We start from the raw sequence: 18,239 nt of genomic DNA, 5'->3' as shown, positions 1-18,239 counted from the left end.
CCGTTTGTTGGAACACTTCCTCTTATTTTATGAGTTGTTGTTGCTAATTCTATCTGCGTTGGAACAATTTCTGTTTCTGAAGTTGTTTCTGGACTTACGCTTACTGTAGAAGCTAAAGCTGTAAATAATCCGATTGAGAAAAGGGAGATGAAGGTGATTTTTAAAGTTTTCATGAGTAATATGTTTATTATTTGAGGTTAAAATTAACGTCTAATAAACATAAATCAGCTAGAATTATCAATTCTATTTTTCAATGGAAATAATTAGGGAACACAACCTATAGTTGCCGAGGGCATCACTAATTATCAGAATATAGTATTAAATACACACTCATTTTAAGAGCTTAATTTAATGATCACAATGTAAGTAAATTTATGTTAAAATTAAAAACAACAGACTATATACCAACACATTATAACTCTCACAAAACTACAAAAATATAACTAAAACAAGCCGTGAAAACAAAGTATATTAATCACACCTTATTAATACAACAAAAGAAACACCAAACGATCAAATGTTTTATTTCCAAAACATTAGAGAAATCTGCATGCGAATAATTTAACTTTTATGGTTCAAAAAAATGCTGTAAATTGAAACTTATTCCTAGACTAAAAAAAAGGGAAAGGAATAAAAAAGTAACCCAAATACCCCAAACCTATGGCACTACAAAGCAAAACCGATATATATATTGGTGGCCAAGAAATTTCCGCGTTTAAAAGTCTCACCTTACATCAACAATTAGATGCACACCACATTATGGAATTGGTATGCAGAATGGACGTACTCGAAGATTTATCGGAAACATTGGGGGCCTCGAGTAAAAATTTCCTGGGTGAGACTATCACCTTACAAACCGCTTCTTTAGACACATATCATGGCTACCAATCTTTAGAGTTTAAAGGTATAGTCACTCAAGTAAAAACTATAAAAGGTCATGAAGCGGGTTCGGGAGACAGCGTTGTTATTAAGGCCAAAAGCCCTTCAGTTATTGCAGATGACGGTCCTAATTACGCTTCATTCATCGACATGTCACTATCAGATATTTTAACACAAACCTTTAAAGATTACGACAAATCAAAATTAGAAATACGTATACAACCAAATTACGCTAATTCCCTACACTATTCTGTTCAGCACAATGAAAGTGCCTATGCATATGCAAGTCGGCTAGCCGCTCAATATGGAGAATGGTTTTACTACAATGGCACACAACTTATATTTGGTAAACCTGAAACGACCACATTAGAATTAACTTATGGATTTGATCTTAAAGAATACCATCTAGAACTTGTTCCTCAGACACAAAATTATAAGTACTATGCAAATGACTACTTATTAAACGATATTCACGAAAAAGCTACCACAGATATAAATTCCACTACGAATGGTTATAATGGTTTTGTTTCTAAAAAGGCAAGTACCATTTTTAACAACCAAACTAAAATTTGGCACAATCACTATAATGACGCTCATGCAAAACAGCGCTTTGATACGAGTATAGCCCTACAAAAAAAGGCTATAGAAATACAGCAAGTTGTATTTAGCGGTGTTAGTGACAACCCAGGTGTAAAACTAGGAAACATCGTAAAAGTAGAAGGTGCTAGTTATAGAATTACAAGCATTACCCACACTAATACTGAAAATGGCGATTATGAAAACCAATTCCAAGGCGTAACCGCAGAGTTAGATGCGTATCCGAACACCAATATTAACGCCTTTCCTAAAAGTGAAAGTCAGACTGCCAGAGTGATGGAGAATGCAGATCCAGACGGTTTAGGTCGCATTCGTGTTCAATTTCCTTGGCAGAGAATAACTGGAGAAATGACCCCGTGGATTCGAATTGTAACACCTCATGCGGGAGACGATAAAGGCTTTCATTTTATTCCTGAAATTAATGAAGAAGTACTTATAGGTTTCGAAGGCGGAAATGCCGAACACCCTTACGTTATGGGGAGTTTATATAATGGTGGTGGCAAGGCAGGTGCTTTTCAGAATGCTAATAATGATATAAAAGCTATTAAAACTAGAAGCGGCCATACTTTAAAATTTACAGAGGATGAAAGCATTATTTTAACCGATAAAAGCGGTAACATACTTCAATTCGATACTACTGGCAGCAACATTACTATTACAGCACCTGAAACGATGACTTTTAATTGTAAAAATATGCTTGTTAATGTGGAAGAAAACTTGACCACTACAGTGGGTATGAATAAAACGGAGTCTGTAGGCATGAACTCAAATGAAAGTACTGGTATGATGAAGTCTACTACTGTAGGAATGAATGCAAACATGATGGTTATGGGTAATTTAATGGAGTTTATCCAAGGAGATTTAACATCAGAAGTTGTTAAAGGCAGAGAAGAATCGGCTGCTGAAATTAAAATTACAAGTAATCAAGGAAATATTACCAAAAACGCAAAAGGTCAAATTCAGAATAATAGCGGGGAAAAAGGAAATAATTTTTAAGCTATGCGACAAAGAATTGTAAATGGTACTATAACCTCTATTACCGAAAACAACCATGTTTTTAATGCTCTAGAAAGCAATTTGTCTTTTTCTGCTAATAACACTGTTGATGAAATAGGCGTTGAAAATGGTGTTAGTTATGGAGATCCTGATTTCAATAATCTAAAAACTATAAAACGTATAAAATACCTGTATTTAATCTTTTTTATAGATGAAAATCACAAAGGGAGATTAATGATTTCTGAATCCGCACAAACGCGATTAAAAAATATAAAAAGAAAACCATGGTATGACGATAAAACTCACCAAGCGTTCTGCATTCCGTTGCAAAGTGTTGACGAGATTATTGAACAGGTAAGTTTAATTCTAAAAAAACATACGACTACAAAAGTAGAAGCACAAATTAAGGAAATTGGTTTCTTTTCCCACTCTGGTGGAGATGGACCAATATCTTATAATAAAGAAAACAAAATTTGTCCTTTGCCATCGTATTCCGGACAAATGGATATCTGCGGATGGGAAAAAATTAAGGCGGTATGGTCTACAGATTCCAAATTTGTATTTTACGGCTGTAATACTGCTAATACAAGCGCTAATTGGAATAATTTTGCCAAGAATATCTCTAAACTTTCAAATTTTTCAAATGTTAAAGTTTGGGGTCAGTCTACCTCTTCTTTTCCTTCATTTTATCCAAACTTTAGAGTGACAAGTGTTGCTAGAAGTGTTGGAGATAATGGTTTTGGCTGGAATACTCGCGCAAACACCTATCAAGTAGCAGGAAATGCTGGACAAGGCTCCAAAGCCATAAGTTATAGACCAAATAAAGACACCCTTGATGACGCTATGTTAGCATCTTCAGGACACCCTAAAGCAAATCCTTTAAATATTTATAAGAATGGAACACTGGAAAACTCATCACATCAGGGGATCTTTAACAACCTTCGCTAAAAAAAGTGCGTTGCTTTTTTTATTAATTTTTTTAATTAACTGTGAAACAATGAAAGAAAATAAATTTAAAATTATAGGAAACAAAGCTATAATCGATAATTCAAAAATATGTGTTATTAAAACTTCAGAGCATGGAGAACAAAGTATAAGGTCTTTAGTTTATTTAAATACACAGCAAGTAGTTACCGTAAATAATGATTTAGCGGAGTACTATAACATATATGTTTCTTATAATGATAAAGAAGTGGCCGTTCTAAATTTTGAGAATATAATTAGAAATATCTCTAAAGACGACATCACCTTAATTCTAGAAAAAGATAAAGATGGCAATGTTGGTATTAAAAATAGTTATGCCAAAAACTTAACCTTACTCATACCCTTTGAAGCGTATTTAAAACAAGAAGGCATTACGGATCCTGACATTATTACAAAACAAAGAAGCTATTTTTTTAATAAATATTAATCCCTAATAAATGCTTATTACACTAAACCAATAGCGCCATAAATAAAACTAAATATCATTTTACACCTAATTTAAAAAACTATAAAGCGAACGAGGACACGTGATCACTTATTAAAACCAATCCTCCATGACACTAAGTAGAAAGAAGAAAGATCTTGAAAACATAAATTAAAACCGTTAATTTTTTTAAAGATAAAACGAAAACCTTTCGAAAGGGATAAATAAATTATCATAATGCAAACTAAAGACTACATATCCTATAAGGTAAAATCTGGAGACACGCTTAAATCTCTAGCACTAAGGATTGGATTAAATAACTATAAACAATTACGTCTTTTCCATAATAAAGTTTGCCTAGAAATAGAACATCTAAAAACAGAAGAACTTATTAAAGGACAAGTCCTTTATGTTCCAGACGCTCAGATTGTCAATTTAATTAATAAAAACAACAAAAATGAAACTATTGAAAAGGAGAATGCACACCCTTTCAGACTGCAATTACAGACATTAAATGCGTCTTATGCCATTGAAATTATAAAGGAGGATCGTACCGGTGACACCAAAACAAAGAACGCTATAGCTTACACTCTTGATTTACAGTTTTTAGAAAATGATGAAAACCTCAATATCTTAAAAATAGACAAGACTAATTTTTTAATTAATAAGAAACAACCTGCCACAAAAATGCAACAACTAGCATTGCAGTGTTCTAAGAGTTATTACCCTATTCATCTCCTCGTAAATAAAAACAGTGAAATCGTTGGCATTCAAAACACATCAGAAATAAAAGAACGGTGGTTAAAAAATAAAGCGAGCATTAATGAATTCTTTACCGGGCATTATGCAGAGAAATACATAAGTACTATTAATTATAAATTATTAAAATCAAATCAATTAGAAGACGTATTAAAGAACGACCTAGTTTTAAACACAATTTTGATTCCTTATAAAAGAGCAAATAGAACTATAGAAACAACATTCAATTCAACATTTTTTAAACATAATATCAATTTTAAAATTACCCAGAATAGTGAAAGGGACAAGATAAATCAGGATATAATTTTAACACAAGAAGGTTTCGTAGACGATCCGAGAAGCTACAAAGAACTCCTGGACCCAGAGTCCGCTGTTAACAATCCGTTTTTTGTGAAATTAAAAAAAATAGAAGGCGTATTAAGTAACTCCTTCACTATAAATATGGAGCGTGGTATTTCGAAAAACATAAGCGCATTATACAAAGTGGACTATACGCCCATAAAAAGCAAAGAAACAACTGTAACTATAAACCTTGTAAACAACTAACACTATGAGTACTGGTAAACATTTTGTAATACAAAAAGGTAAGGCCATGTGTAACCAGGGCACCTCCTTTCCAAGCTTTAAGGTCGCAAGCCATACCAAGCATTATTGGAACGATAGTGGAAATTCAGCAGATTTTTTAGCAGTAACCGAAGACGACACACAATTTACACCGTCGTCCAATCCTTTTGGTGCATGTTCGCTAAACAGGAAAAACCCATGTGCCTATGCTCCAGCAGGAAAATGGACAAAAACATATGACAAAGTAAAAGTCCTAGGAAAAAAATGTGTGGTTGAAGATTCTGAACTCATGTGCTCGGTAGGAGGGAAAATTACAGTCCTGCAACATGGTCAAAGCGCTAGTATAAGTAAAAGCAATGTAGATAATGCAGATCAAGACATTCAGGAAGAACTCGATCCTTTAATCCAAAGAGAGGACATTCTAGATAAAAATCAACCCGAAGCTTACTAAATAAACAGTTTAATTATGGCAAAAAAAGGTGTGAAAAAAATTAGTGGCCCAGCCGTTCCTAGAGTTGGACAGCCTGCAAGTTATTCTGTAACCGAATGGTATCCAGGGACGCCTGATGCTTTAAAAGCCAATGTTACTTGGGTATTATTTAAAAAAAGAAGTTCTGGACAATACACCTCCACCAAAATTTCAAAAACAGGGCCTGTTGGAACATTTACTTTTGGTGAGAGCGCTGTTAATGCTGATTATAAAGTAGAAGGGTATTTATTTAACCCTGAACTCTCTGGCCCTTCAACTATACATATAAAACCCACCCATGGACCACCAAATATTACAGGAATAAGTATGTATACTAGTCAAGGTGAAAAATTCACTACTCCTGCCAAATATGGCCAGAAAATAATTATTGCTGTACAAACAGTAAATATGATTGGTGAAGACTTAACTATAAGTTTATGGGAAAGAGACACCATTTCTGATCAAGGTCATGACAATAAAGTAAACACGAAGCTCTGGGAACAACAACTTACGGTAGAAAACAAAAGCGGCATTGTTAAAACTAAACTACTTTTAAGTTTAAACATGGCTGTTCAAGCTGGCGCAGAATGGATAGAAGGTAGCTCCCACGAATATTATGTTTTAGTAAAGGCTAATAACCTACTAAATTATTCAAAGCAACAACTAGACGTGTCTAGTGATACTTCAGACTACGCCATTACGAAAGCATTACAAGAAGCTTTAGAAGTTCAAGGTGTTGATAATAATCCTCCACCAGAAAATGAAAATAGCCCAACTACTATTGGGGAGGAAAAAGAAGAGGATAAAGACAACACATGTCCGAGATGTGAAAGTGATTTTACTTTTGAAGACATCAATAAAATCTGTGTAAATAGACAAGGAAAGAGCTTAATTAAAGATAGCACAAAAATTAAAGAGGCATTAACCCATTTAAACAAGTACAAAGACAAAGCAGGTTTAAATACATGCACCAAAAAAGCTCATTTTTTAGCACAGCTATCACAAGAGAGTAAATTTTATGACTTAGCAGAAGGTTTTAATTACTATTGGCAAGCACTAATTAGCACCTTTTCTAAATTTCAAACTGCCGAAGGAAAAGCTAAGGCAAAATTATGGGGACGGCAGGTTAAATCGAGAAATCAACCAAACTATTCTAGCGTTCCAGAGAACAAACAAATACTTATTGCGAGTTGGGCCTATAAAGATAGATTTGAAAATGGTAATTTTGAGTCTAGAGATGGTTGGAAATTTAGAGGAAGAGGTTTTAAACAAATAACATGGCGATCAAACTACAGGTCTTTATCCGCTTATTTCAATAGTACAATGAAGCTAGATGGAGATACTGAAGTTAACTGGGAAGCGAATCCAGAGTTGCTAACTACCCGTGGAAAAGACGCCATATTATCGGCTTTGGCATATTGGACAAAAAACGGGATTAATGCTGTTGCTACAGGAGCGAGTGATGACGATGTCACTCAGGTAACACGTAAAATTAATCCGGCCCTAAAAGGTCTGGATGAAAGAAAGCGTTTTTTTAAAAAGGCAGTTGAAGTACTCAAGGTAAACCAATGTAATCCAGGAACTCTTGTTGATGAGATGGGAACAGTGGTTCTTGTTTCTGGTCAAGGAGCTAAAACAATGAAAGGCTCGGTTGTTTATGAAACAAAAGTATATAAAAACATGACTCTAAATACCTTTAAAGAATTAAAAGAAAGTAACGATCTTCCAAAAGCAAACCACACCACTTATTTTGCTAGAGATGCACATGGAGAAAAAAAGAAATATGGTAAACACAGTAGTAAAAGATACGGATTTGCTAACGAATGTCCTCCTGGTGAGTACTATTTGATTCCTAGTGTCCCTGGTCAACTTTATAAACTATATGTTGGTGATAACGGTGTCGACACTCTTATTAATGGTGTTCATGGCAAAAGAAGTGGTATTGCATTTCACCAATACAGACCCTTATATGCTATTGGTTGTTTAACATCTTGTACAGGTAGGGATTTATCAGTAGTCAATACCTTATTAGATCACTTAGACGATTTACCGCTTAAAGACAATAAACCGGTAAGGTTAATTTTAGAAGAAAGAAAAGTAACAGAAAGTCAATGGCCAAATCCAGCAGTCGGAACTACTAAATGGACAGGGGTTTTATAAAAATAAATAAGAATGATAAAATATATTTTAGTAATACTATCAATAGTCCTTTTTACAAATTGCAATTCGCAAACCAAAGAAAATACAGTTATGGAAAAAAACCTTACCCCGCCTTTTAATCAAATTAATGAAGGTGAACTTAATATAAACTTCGACACATTGATAGCGAGTGAAGTGGGAAAAATAAAAACAGCAATAGATTTATATAACTACAACTACCCTGACCCGACCTTATTTAAAAATAAAATTAAGGACTATTTCAATTTTGACCTAGATGCTTATGGCAACAACATAGTGGTTTTGCAATATAGTTTAACTCCTGAAATAGCAATTAAAGAGCTAAATGTCATCTACGTTGAATATGATGGTGCCATAGAAATAAACGGAGAACTGCTGTATAACTATAACAACTACTTAATGTATAATGATTCATCCTCCTTTAATTGGCTTAAACAAAATCAACCTTACCTGTTAAAGCAATTGATTACGAGTTATGGATACACGAAAGACAAAGACGTACTAAAATTTGTATTTGACTCTACTGATTTTAACAACAAAACAGATGTTGAAGATCTATTATTTGCGGTTAGCGACTCTAAATATGTCTTAAGAAAAGAAATGCTGGATGAAATAAGAGAAGTTACCTATAAAGGTCAAGAAATAGAGTCATTTTCTGAGGTTGTAGATGAAGATTTATATTACACTTTAATTAAAATAATCACTAAAATTGAGAGCAGTAAAGACCTTTATGTTAATCCTGATAAATCTATCGCCATATTACTAAATGAATTAGCTAAATCGGGTATTACAGGCGCTATAGATTCTTTTTTAAATAATAATAGTAGCTTTTTAAACACCTTAGAGACTAATCATTTTTATGACCTAAAACGATTAAAAGAGTATGTAACTATCCTATACGAAAACCAACCGACCATAAAAAAAGCGTTAGTAACAGATTCTGATGGCTTTACTAATCTTAGAGCAGCATCAAACTCGAAATCGGATATTATACAACAAGTAAAAAAAGATGAATACGTCGAAATTTTAGAGTTTTCTGGAGATTGGATTTTAGTTAAGACTAAAGAGAACAACACCGGTTATGTCCATAAAACTAAGGTCACTATTAAATAACAAACTAGAGATCTAAACTGCCTACCACTAGCTTAGAAATAAAATGGTAAAATGTATTGAGCTATAGTTTGATACTATCATAGCAATCTTTAACTAGCTCTTGTCCATACTGCCGCTCTAGTTTTCGAACTATAAAATGGCCTTTGGCCATATCCTGAAAATGATCCATAAAAACAGTATTGATGATTGCTCCACCGGCGGCACCAATAAACGGAATGGCTTGTCCTGCCACTTTTTCGGATATTTGAACAGAAAAACGCTCGGCAACCTTAGTAATTAACCGCAATAAAACGGGAGCACCTTCGTCGACCACTCCTTTTTCTATTATAAATTTTGAAGTTTCTGTAACGGACTGAGCTAATAAAGCTCTTATGGTAAAGTATCCTGTTTCTGTTCCATCATCAGAGGTAGAAGTACCTCCCAAGGCAAACACTTCCAAACACGCCATTTTTGTTTCTATACTATCAATGGACTCTCCGTGTTCACGAGATATATCAGCAATAGAACGCAACATAATAGTAGTGGAAATTGGGAGTTCGACGGCTAAAGCTGCTAAACCAAAAAATCCTCCAACACCACCGCTTACAGCAACAGCCGTTTTATGCATGGCATTTGATGATTTCTTTACCGACTTGTCTTTCATAGTAAAAACAGCAGCATTGGTCGCTTTTAACAACGAATTGGTTGTTATTTTACCTAATTTATCCGACCATTTTTTTGGCAAACTATCAATCCCTTTTTCTATAGGAGAACCTATTAGGTTAGTAATTTTAGCGGCCAAGCCTGGATTTTCTAAAAGCTGTTTAGCGCGTAGCAATTCCTTAACATGGTCTTCTGTGATGGTAAGATTAGAATTCATAAGTTACTATATTCTTAATGATTAAAACACAGGATTTTAGAGGATATAAAACAGCAATCCAATTTTAATCGCATTCAGATCAATAGATTCACTGTATAAAGTAGCTGAAGAATTAAAAATTGGAGTTAAACCATAATAGACATAAAAGTTCCATGTATTATAACCTGCGCTCATGGTTAATCCATATTGAAAGGATTCAAAAACATTAGCATTGTTAATTTTAAACCCTTCCGGTTCACCCTTATATTTGATTTGATTGGTAAAAACATAACCAAATTTCACACCAGTATAAATCCGCCAAAATTTATAATCTTCCGCTGTAGAAGTCCTCCATCGAAATTCTAGGGGTAATTCTAACATATAGTTAGAGAATCTATTCTTTGTATAGCGTGTGTCATCACGGTTTAAGAGTGAAAAGGAAAGACCTCTTGGATTTTCAGAAATAAAAAGGTTTTGATTAAAAGAATTAATCGAAACCCCTAAGCCTGCTCCAATGGCAATATTACGTTTAGTATTAATTGGCATATCTTTTATAAAGCCAAAGTGAAAACCACTAGAAAAGCCACTCTGTGTTACTCCTGAAGGCTGATTGCCTAACAAGTTATAAGTCACACCAACATAGAACTGATCCTCCTTGTATAAAGAATCTAAGGGTTGTTTTTTTAAAAACGCTTCTTCTTGGGCATAAGCTTGAAGTCCGATAAAAAAAACAAGAGCTAAGGAATAAAGATGTTTCATAAATTTAAAAATACAAAAGTAATTAAAAAGAAAAGGCGTTTTGAATAGATCAAAACGCCTTTTACTATAAAATTAAGAATTTATTAATTTTCTGCACCAGCTACAGCATCTCCTTTACGAGTTGTATAGTTAATTTTAAGTGCATTTACTTTTCGTAATTCTTGTTTAACATCGGATACAATACCCATATTAGCTTCACTATCTACTTTTAAAGCTACAGTTAGCTTAGGTAAAAGTTCTTCTCTTAAAGCGGCGCGTTCAGCTGCAATAAAAGGAGCAATATCTTCTACTCCGGCGTACTTGTCATTTAATTGAATTCTAGCTTCAGAACCAAATTTATCAACGTAATTCGCACTAGGCTTTCCAATATAAATATAACTCACTGGATTCTTTTTATCCAATTTTTCTATTTGATCGGCTGAAGGTAATTTATTTTCTATTAATAAATTATCCTCTTTAATCACCGTTGCTACCATAAAGAAAAACAAAAGCATAAATACAATATCCGGTAATGATGCTGTTGAAATTGGAGGCAACCCTCCTTCTTTTTTCTTTTTAAATTTAGACATAATTACTTTTTATCTAATTAGACTTCGTTTCTGCTTCAGAGAATTTTTGAGGAATAAGTAACTTAATAGTTTCTAGTTTCTCTTTTAAATCTTCACGTTCTTTTGGTGGCGTTTGCGGATCTAAATAACGTTCGTTAGCTTCAACATAAGACATTTTTAAGTTTGGAAAATCTCTTCTAAACTCTCTATCTCTTAACTCGTTGTAGGCAGCGATTATCTCATTCTGAACAGCAATATAAGTTTTATACTTAGTTAGTCTGTCGTTACTTAATGAAATAATTGCTTTATCGAAGTTATCTGAAGAGTTAGAGTTTTTAGCCCCTTGACAACGCTTACATGCGTCTACTCCAGTTCCTCCTCCGTTATCTAAAAACTTAACAGCTGCTGCTCTTAAATCTTTAAGACCAATTAGTCTTTCTTCACCATCAGCCTTTAAAAAGATCTGATTTGCTCTATTCACATTAATCTGAAAGATATTTCTTTCTTTAATTTTCGGTGGATCTACTACATCTTCAATCATTGGTGGCAACTTTCTATTTAAACCAGAATCGGTTGCTATATCAGTTGTTACCAAGAAGAAGATTAATAATAAGAAGGCAATGTCAGCCATAGAGCCGGCATTAACTTCTGGTGCTGATCTTTTTGCCATAATTATTTAATCATTTTTTTGATTCCTGCTACCAGCATACTTCCTGCTGCAATTACAGCTAAAAAGTAGAACATATATAAACCAGTACCTACCCATTTAGAGCCAGATGCCGATAACATTTTTCCGTCTTGCATTGGTGTTTCTACTCCAGAAGCAGTAAAGTAAGCAATTAGACCTACTACTAAAAAAGCTCCTACACCTAATAACGTATTTTTTAAAGTTGAAGTATTTGTGAATAAGTTAACAATCACAAATAAGACAACTAATGCAACAGTGATAAATAATACTATGTATGCTATCCAACTCATTGGATCAAGTAAAGAAGAATCTCCATCGGCAGCTAGTGCCTTTATGTCTTCGTCACCCACACCTACTATTCTTGCTAGAAAAACAACAGATAACACACCTATTATTAATAAAACTATTTTTAAAATCTTATGCATAGTGTTTCGTTTTTAAAATTAGTTATTATTACTTTTTATATCTCACAAGCATATCCATTAATGTGATAGAAGAATCTTCCATATCATTAACAATACTGTCAATTTTTGCTATAATATAATTGTAAAATACTTGTAAAATAATAGCCACGATTAAACCAAATACAGTTGTTAAAAGTGCTACTTTAATACCTCCTGCAACTAAAGTTGCATCCATTCCACCTGCAGATTGGATTTTATCGAAAGCTTGAATCATACCAATTACCGTACCCATAAACCCAAGCATTGGAGCTAAAGATATAAATAAAGAAATCCAAGAGATGTTTTTCTCTAATTGGCCCATTTGAACACCACCGTAAGCGATAACAGCTTTCTCTGCAGATTCGATGCTTTCGTCTGCTCGATCTAATCCTTGATAGTATATAGAAGCGATTGGTCCTTTAGTGTTACGACAAACTTCTTTAGCAGCTTCGATTCCACCTGATTGTAAAGCATCTTCTACGTTTTGTGCTAATTTCTTAGAGTTTGTAGTAGAAAGGTTTAAAAACACTATTCTTTCGATAGCAATTGCTAAACCTAGAATTAAGCACAATAATACAATACCCATGAACTGAGGTCCACCTTCAATAAAACGTTTTTTAAGCTCTTGGTGAAAACCTAACGACTCTTCTGCCGCGCCATCTGTTGATGCTTCTTGTGTTGCTGAGACTACTGTTGTTGCTATAGTAGCAGCAGTTGTAGTTGCGTTAGCTGTTCCAAATGCCATTATTAATGCTATGGCTAGGATTGAAAATAATCTTTTCATTGTCGTGATCTAATTTTAATTAGTTAAAGTGTTAAAGATATAAAAAAATTGTAATTAAAAAATAAAAAATCCAATTGCAACCGCGCAATCGGGCATTATTCGCAGAGAGGAAGGGATTCGAACCCTCGATACGCTATCAACGTATACACGCTTTCCAAGCGTGCGCCTTAAGCCACTCGGCCACCTCTCTAAAGTTTACCGCCAATTACAAGGCACCAAAATAAGAGAAAAAAAATTAAACACTAAAATTTATAGCGTTAATTTTACGTCAATTCTCCCCTTAGTGCTGTTTGATAGATGGTTTTAAACAAGTTAGGCGATATATTTTGCCCTAATAAATACATCAATTTGCAAATAGCTGCTTCGGTAGTGATGTCTTTTCCAGAAATCAAACCAATTCTTTTTAGTTTTTCGCTAGTTTCGTATTGCCCCATCATAACACTCCCTCCAGAACATTGTGTAACATTTACAATATGAACACCTTTATTAATGGTCTCTTTTAATAAATTAACAAACCAATCTTCGGTTGAGCAATTTCCAGCGCCATAGGTTTCTAAAACGACACCTTTTAAGTTTGGTGTTTCAAATATAGAACGCAATAAAGCCTCAGATATTCCAGGAAATAATTTTATTAGTGCAATATTTGAATCTAAAGTTTTATGAACTATAAGATCTTTTCTTGGATTTGGTTTAAACAAATACTCATTATTCACTTTTAAATGCACGCCAGACTCAGCTAAATCAGGGTAGTTTAAAGACGCAAAAGCTTCAAAATGTTCCGCGTTTATTTTTGTCGTTCTATTGGCTCGATACAATTTGTATTCAAAATACAAACATACTTCCTTAATAATAGGCTTATTATAATGCTGAAGCCCTGCCACTTGAATAGAAGTTATTAAATTCTCTTTAGCGTCGGTACGCAAATCACCAATAGGCAATTGCGATCCTGTAAAAATCACGGGTTTCGCTAAGTGCTCTAACATAAAACTCAAAGCGGAAGCTGTGTAACTCATAGTATCACTACCATGAAGCACCACAAAACCATCAAAGTTGTCGTAATGCGTTTCAATAACTTCAGCGATTTCCACCCAATATTCAGGTTTCATATTACTAGAATCAATAGGCTCGTCAAAAGACGTTGTTTCTATATTACAATCTAACAACTTTAATTCTGGAATGCGCTCTAATAAATTTGCGAAATCAAATGCACGTAAAGCTCCTGTTTCAGGATCTTTTATCATACCAATGGTTCCACCAGTATAAATAAGTAGAATATTAGGAATAGCTTTTGTCATAATTATATACCGAATACGGCTTTTGAGTTTTCGGTGGTTACCGCTGCAATTTCTTCTTGAGTAAGATTGTAAATCTCCGATAATTTTTCGAGAACTTTTACAATATAGCTGCTTTCATTTCTTTTTCCTCGAAATGGATGCGGTGCTAAATACGGCGCATCGGTTTCTAAAACAATATGTTTTAAATCGATCGTATCTAAAAACTGATCGATTTTACCATTTTTAAAGGTTGCCACACCACCGATTCCTAATTTCATATTATAGGAAATCGCCAACTTTGCGTGCTCTATAGTTCCAGTAAAACAATGAAATATACCATATAAATCATCACTTTTCTCTTCTTCTAAAACTTCAAAAACCTCGTCAAAAGCTTCCCGACAGTGGATCACTATAGGTAATTTATGTTTTTTAGCTAATTGTATCTGATATTTAAAGGCTTCCTTTTGCATAGCTAAAGTCTCTTTATCCCAATACAAGTCTATACCAATTTCTCCAACGGCATAAAAGGTATGACTAGCAAGCATATCTTTAACATGAGCCAACTCCTCTTTATAGTTTTCCTTAACGTGGGTAGGATGCAGCCCCATCATTAAAAACACATGTTCGGGGTAGTCTTTTTCAAGCTGAAGCATCGCTTCGGTATAGGTAGAATCGATAGCAGGAATAAATAATCGAGTAACATTAGCATCTAATGTGCGTTGCATCATTTCGGCTCTGTCCTCATCAAAAGCTTCACTATATAAATGAGTATGTGTATCTGTAATTATCATTTTGCAAAAATAAAAAAGTCAGCGGTTAAACACTGACTTTTTAGTGGGTATTTCTATTAATAACTAGTCTAACTTATTTAACAATCTATGAGCTTGTTCATAATCATCAGCCTCCTCAGGCAGTTGCTTCAATAAAGCTTTTACCTCTTCGGTTTCACCTTGTTTTAGGGCGCTCAAGGCTTTATACCAAATAGCGCGGTACTTATACACCGACTTTCCTTGAGAAATAGTGTTGAGCATAGCGTCGGCACTATCAAATTGATCCAATTCTATATTGGTAATAGCGAAGTATAATTGCAGCTGTACATTCTCAGGATCATCAACTAACAGGCCTTCTAAAATAGCGTTAGCTTTAGCGTAGTCTTTATTATTAAAAGCCTTAGTAGCCTCTACTAAATCTTTCACATTCCCAGCACGCAGGGTCAGCTCTATAGGTTCATGCGTATTAAAATCAGTATAACTCGGTGTTTTTATTTGGTTAAATAAAAATATACCGATTAAAAAAGCCACACTAGCGGCGATAGCTAATCGCGCATAATTAAATCCTTTTCGATCGGGTTTGTCTACTCGCTCTTCGCTCGCACTAAAATGTGCTTGAGAAATCTGTTCTAAATTTTGTGTAAACGCACTGGCTTCAGGACTCAAAGTATGTTCCAAATATCCCGATAGCGCTTTGTACGTCATAAATTGCTTCTTAAAATCACCATCCGATTCCAAACGGTTTTTAAACGCAAGCTCTTCATCTTCTGCCAGGTCTCCCTGCAAATAGTTGTCGAATAAAACAAAGTCTTTTTCTTCCATTTTAATAGGTATTAATCTGTTTAAATTTAGGCGACTCTTGCACTAATTTAGTAAGCTTACCAATACATAGCGATTTCTTTTTTCGAGCGTAAGCATAAGTAATATTTAAACTTTTAGCCACCTCTTCCATCGATTTAATTTTAAAAGTTGCTTTTAGAAGCTCTTTACAAGCGTCCCCTAACTTTTGAAACATGGTATTAAACAACTCCTGCTGCTCACCAAACACCGTAGTTTCGGAAGCTAGAGTAAAAGCGTCGTCATCTTTAGATAAGACCTCTTCATTAATTGTTACCTCTTTATTGGAATTCTTTTTTAATTCATTTAGCCACTTTCTTTTACACAATAGAAAAAAATAAGCTTCGAACGGACAGGTTAATTGCAGACCTTTTTGCTGGGCTTGGTTATAAATAGTAATCAACACCTCTTGAATAATATCTTTTGCTTGGGGTGCACTCCCGCTATTTTGCTTGATATAATTTATAACCTTAGGCACAAACTTATCATATATAGCTTGTATTATAAAACTATTATTTTGAAGTAATCCGTTAATATACTTTTGGTCTTCGTGTATTTCTTTATCACTCATACCCCTTATTAATTGGTTGGTTTTCAACTAATTTATAAAAAGTTTTAAATAAAAGGGTAACAAATTGAAAATGCTTTTGATATAAGGTTGTAAAAGCCAGCATGGCAAAATTATTACAACAATTATTAACTCATTAAAATTTAGAAATCATGAGAAAGTCAATTTTAATTACCGCAGCCCTAATTTTTGGATTATTTACAGCACAAGCTAATACACCAAACGCTATACCTACACACTTTAACTCGTCTGATCTTTTAACATCAGACATTATAAAAGAAGACCTCGTTGAAATTTTTAATTGGTCGGTAACTACAAATGCCGGCGTGTTTTCAGGAACGGCATCCTCATTAGAATCCGCAGAACGTCGGGTAAGATTAGCAAGTGAAGGCTTAATTGTTACCCAACACATCATTACCAGTTATTTTTTACTAAGAAGTGATATTAACAAACCTGAAAACAGATTGTATTTCTGGGAAGTTCAAAGTGAAAACAGTTATGCCAAAGGGTTTTCTTCTAGCGAAGCCACTGCTAATAGAATGATACAATTAGTTTCTAGCGGCGAGGTTGTTTACTACAAAATCGTGGCAAGCTCAGAAATCAACAAATAAAACCAATCACACTGGATGCTGAGTGTCAGCATCCAGTTTAAAAACCGCATATAACCATTTAAATTTTAGAAATCATGAAACATTTTAAACATCTATTTACAACCTTAACTATTACCGCTTTGACATTAATTACAAGCTGTAGTACAAAAGAAGAAAGCACCGATTTTTACACCAGCGATCCGGTAGCGACTCCAGCAGAATTTGAAAACATAAGACAACAAGCTATGGACGACAATACGCAACATTTTCAATTTGATGCCAATGATGGCTTTGTAACGCTAACAACTACAAATGGGGTTCAAATTAGTATCAACACCGCGTGTTTAACTCTAAACGGAGATCCTGTTTCTGGTACTATTGACTTAGAGTATGTGGAGATTTTCGAAAAAGGCAATATGCTTTTAACCAATAAACCGACTATGGGACGTTTACCAAACGGAGACAAAACCTTAATAATTACAGGTGGCGAGTTCTTTTTAGAAGCAACTAATAACGGATTAGCCTTAGATACTAATTGTGGTGTTAGCCTATTGGTACCTTCGGGACTTACTGGCGGATTTGACCCTGCAATGACCTTATGGAATGGCGATATTGATGAAGAAGGAAACCTAACTTGGGAAGAAGTCAACCCCGCAACAAACGGAGGTTTGTTTAACGAAAACGGACAGTATTACGCTGCCTTAGAAGGATTTGGATGGAGTAATATTGATCGATTTTACAATGACCCGAGACCAAAAACACAAATCTTAGTAAAAGTTCCAGAAGGCTACAGTTTTAATAATAGTGCGGTGTATTTATCTTATGATGGCGAAGCTTATGGATTAGCTAGTTTAGATACCTTTGAAGAAGTTCACCAAGCATTTAGTGAACACTACGGCCAAATCCCAATTGGATTAGAATGTCACCTCATTTTTATAACCACCGAAAATGACGTTTGGAAATATGCGATTAAACCCGTTACCATTACCAACGACGACATCATTATATTTACCCTAGACGACCTTGTTACTGGAGATAGCGATACTGTACATGGTGCTATTAATGCTCTACCATAATTAAATCCCTACTTAAAAGAAAGTCAGAAACTTCGGTTTTTGGCTTTTTTATCGTTTAAAATATTAAAACAGAAGGTAGTAAACACATCATTATATAGCGT

The 18,239-nt window shown here is 34.3% G+C and carries 19 protein-coding genes and 1 tRNA gene; 9 read left to right on the top strand and 11 right to left on the bottom strand.

Annotated elements, in window-relative coordinates; translation table 11 throughout:
• Positions 1–660 precede the first annotated feature (660 nt).
• From BLV64_RS10025 to BLV64_RS09995, 7 genes are all read left to right on the top strand, one after another.
• Entirely contained in the window at positions 661–2,472 is a 1,812-nt protein-coding gene (locus BLV64_RS10025; protein ID WP_092134790.1) for a type VI secretion system Vgr family protein, read from the top strand.
• 3 nt (positions 2,473–2,475) lie between these two features.
• Positions 2,476–3,420, top strand: coding sequence for a hypothetical protein (locus tag BLV64_RS10020; RefSeq protein WP_092134787.1), 945 nt, complete (start codon positions 2,476–2,478; stop codon positions 3,418–3,420).
• Positions 3,421–3,469: 49 nt separating this feature from the next.
• The gene (locus BLV64_RS10015) at positions 3,470–3,883 is read left to right on the top strand and encodes a hypothetical protein (protein ID WP_143034146.1); all 414 of its coding nucleotides are present in this window, start codon (positions 3,470–3,472) and stop codon (positions 3,881–3,883) included.
• Between the two features lie 234 nt (positions 3,884–4,117).
• Positions 4,118–5,185, top strand: a complete 1,068-nt coding sequence (locus BLV64_RS10010; RefSeq protein WP_092134781.1) for a LysM peptidoglycan-binding domain-containing protein — start codon at positions 4,118–4,120, stop codon at positions 5,183–5,185.
• A gap of 4 nt (positions 5,186–5,189) precedes the next feature.
• Positions 5,190–5,654 carry a DUF4280 domain-containing protein gene (locus tag BLV64_RS10005; protein ID WP_092134778.1) on the top strand — a complete coding sequence of 155 codons (465 nt, stop codon included), beginning with the start codon at positions 5,190–5,192 and terminating at the stop codon, positions 5,652–5,654.
• Between the two features lie 15 nt (positions 5,655–5,669).
• Positions 5,670–7,832 (top strand): glycoside hydrolase family 19 protein, encoded by a 2,163-nt coding sequence (locus BLV64_RS10000; protein WP_092134775.1) that lies wholly within the window; start codon positions 5,670–5,672, stop codon positions 7,830–7,832.
• 12 nt (positions 7,833–7,844) lie between these two features.
• Positions 7,845–8,963 carry an SH3 domain-containing protein gene (locus BLV64_RS09995; protein WP_092134772.1) on the top strand — a complete coding sequence of 373 codons (1,119 nt, stop codon included), beginning with the start codon at positions 7,845–7,847 and terminating at the stop codon, positions 8,961–8,963.
• Between the two features lie 61 nt (positions 8,964–9,024).
• Here BLV64_RS09995 and BLV64_RS09990 read toward each other — a convergent pair whose 3' ends face one another.
• The 11 genes from BLV64_RS09990 to BLV64_RS09940 form a co-directional block, all read right to left on the bottom strand.
• Positions 9,025–9,822 carry an EcsC family protein gene (locus BLV64_RS09990; protein WP_092134770.1) on the bottom strand — a complete coding sequence of 266 codons (798 nt, stop codon included), beginning with the start codon at positions 9,820–9,822 and terminating at the stop codon, positions 9,025–9,027.
• Positions 9,823–9,858: 36 nt separating this feature from the next.
• The gene (locus BLV64_RS09985; protein ID WP_092134767.1) at positions 9,859–10,560 is read right to left on the bottom strand and encodes a porin family protein; all 702 of its coding nucleotides are present in this window, start codon (positions 10,558–10,560) and stop codon (positions 9,859–9,861) included.
• A gap of 83 nt (positions 10,561–10,643) precedes the next feature.
• On the bottom strand, positions 10,644–11,129 hold the full coding sequence (locus tag BLV64_RS09980; protein WP_092134764.1) for an ExbD/TolR family protein: 486 nt from the start codon (positions 11,127–11,129) through the stop codon (positions 10,644–10,646).
• A 13-nt stretch (positions 11,130–11,142) separates the two neighbouring features.
• The gene (locus BLV64_RS09975) at positions 11,143–11,778 is read right to left on the bottom strand and encodes an ExbD/TolR family protein (RefSeq protein ID WP_092134762.1); all 636 of its coding nucleotides are present in this window, start codon (positions 11,776–11,778) and stop codon (positions 11,143–11,145) included.
• A 2-nt stretch (positions 11,779–11,780) separates the two neighbouring features.
• Positions 11,781–12,221, bottom strand: coding sequence for a hypothetical protein (locus BLV64_RS09970; protein ID WP_092134759.1), 441 nt, complete (start codon positions 12,219–12,221; stop codon positions 11,781–11,783).
• 28 nt (positions 12,222–12,249) lie between these two features.
• Positions 12,250–13,023 (bottom strand): MotA/TolQ/ExbB proton channel family protein, encoded by a 774-nt coding sequence (locus BLV64_RS09965; protein WP_092134757.1) that lies wholly within the window; start codon positions 13,021–13,023, stop codon positions 12,250–12,252.
• A gap of 102 nt (positions 13,024–13,125) precedes the next feature.
• A tRNA-Ser gene (locus tag BLV64_RS09960) sits at positions 13,126–13,213 on the bottom strand.
• A 73-nt stretch (positions 13,214–13,286) separates the two neighbouring features.
• Positions 13,287–14,318 (bottom strand): asparaginase, encoded by a 1,032-nt coding sequence (locus tag BLV64_RS09955; protein WP_092134754.1) that lies wholly within the window; start codon positions 14,316–14,318, stop codon positions 13,287–13,289.
• Positions 14,319–14,320: 2 nt separating this feature from the next.
• Positions 14,321–15,088, bottom strand: a complete 768-nt coding sequence (locus BLV64_RS09950) for a TatD family hydrolase (RefSeq protein WP_092134751.1) — start codon at positions 15,086–15,088, stop codon at positions 14,321–14,323.
• A 63-nt stretch (positions 15,089–15,151) separates the two neighbouring features.
• Positions 15,152–15,889 (bottom strand): tetratricopeptide repeat protein, encoded by a 738-nt coding sequence (locus BLV64_RS09945; protein WP_092134749.1) that lies wholly within the window; start codon positions 15,887–15,889, stop codon positions 15,152–15,154.
• Between the two features lies 1 nt (position 15,890).
• Positions 15,891–16,475 carry an RNA polymerase sigma factor gene (locus BLV64_RS09940; protein ID WP_092134746.1) on the bottom strand — a complete coding sequence of 195 codons (585 nt, stop codon included), beginning with the start codon at positions 16,473–16,475 and terminating at the stop codon, positions 15,891–15,893.
• A gap of 149 nt (positions 16,476–16,624) precedes the next feature.
• On the opposite strand from BLV64_RS09940, the gene BLV64_RS09935 reads away from it, so the two are divergent.
• Together BLV64_RS09935 and BLV64_RS09930 are read left to right on the top strand one after the other, a co-directional pair.
• Positions 16,625–17,083: a hypothetical protein gene (locus BLV64_RS09935; protein WP_092134744.1), complete on the top strand. Its 459-nt coding sequence runs from the start codon at positions 16,625–16,627 to the stop codon at positions 17,081–17,083.
• Between the two features lie 74 nt (positions 17,084–17,157).
• Positions 17,158–18,138 carry a hypothetical protein gene (locus BLV64_RS09930; protein ID WP_092134742.1) on the top strand — a complete coding sequence of 327 codons (981 nt, stop codon included), beginning with the start codon at positions 17,158–17,160 and terminating at the stop codon, positions 18,136–18,138.
• Positions 18,139–18,239 lie beyond the last annotated feature (101 nt).

The sequence above is a fragment of the Bizionia paragorgiae genome, from assembly GCF_900107625.1.
GTDB lineage: Bacteria > Bacteroidota > Bacteroidia > Flavobacteriales > Flavobacteriaceae > Bizionia > Bizionia paragorgiae.
Note: the sequence above shows the minus strand (reverse complement) of the source record. Positions and strands in the feature narration are given on the sequence as shown.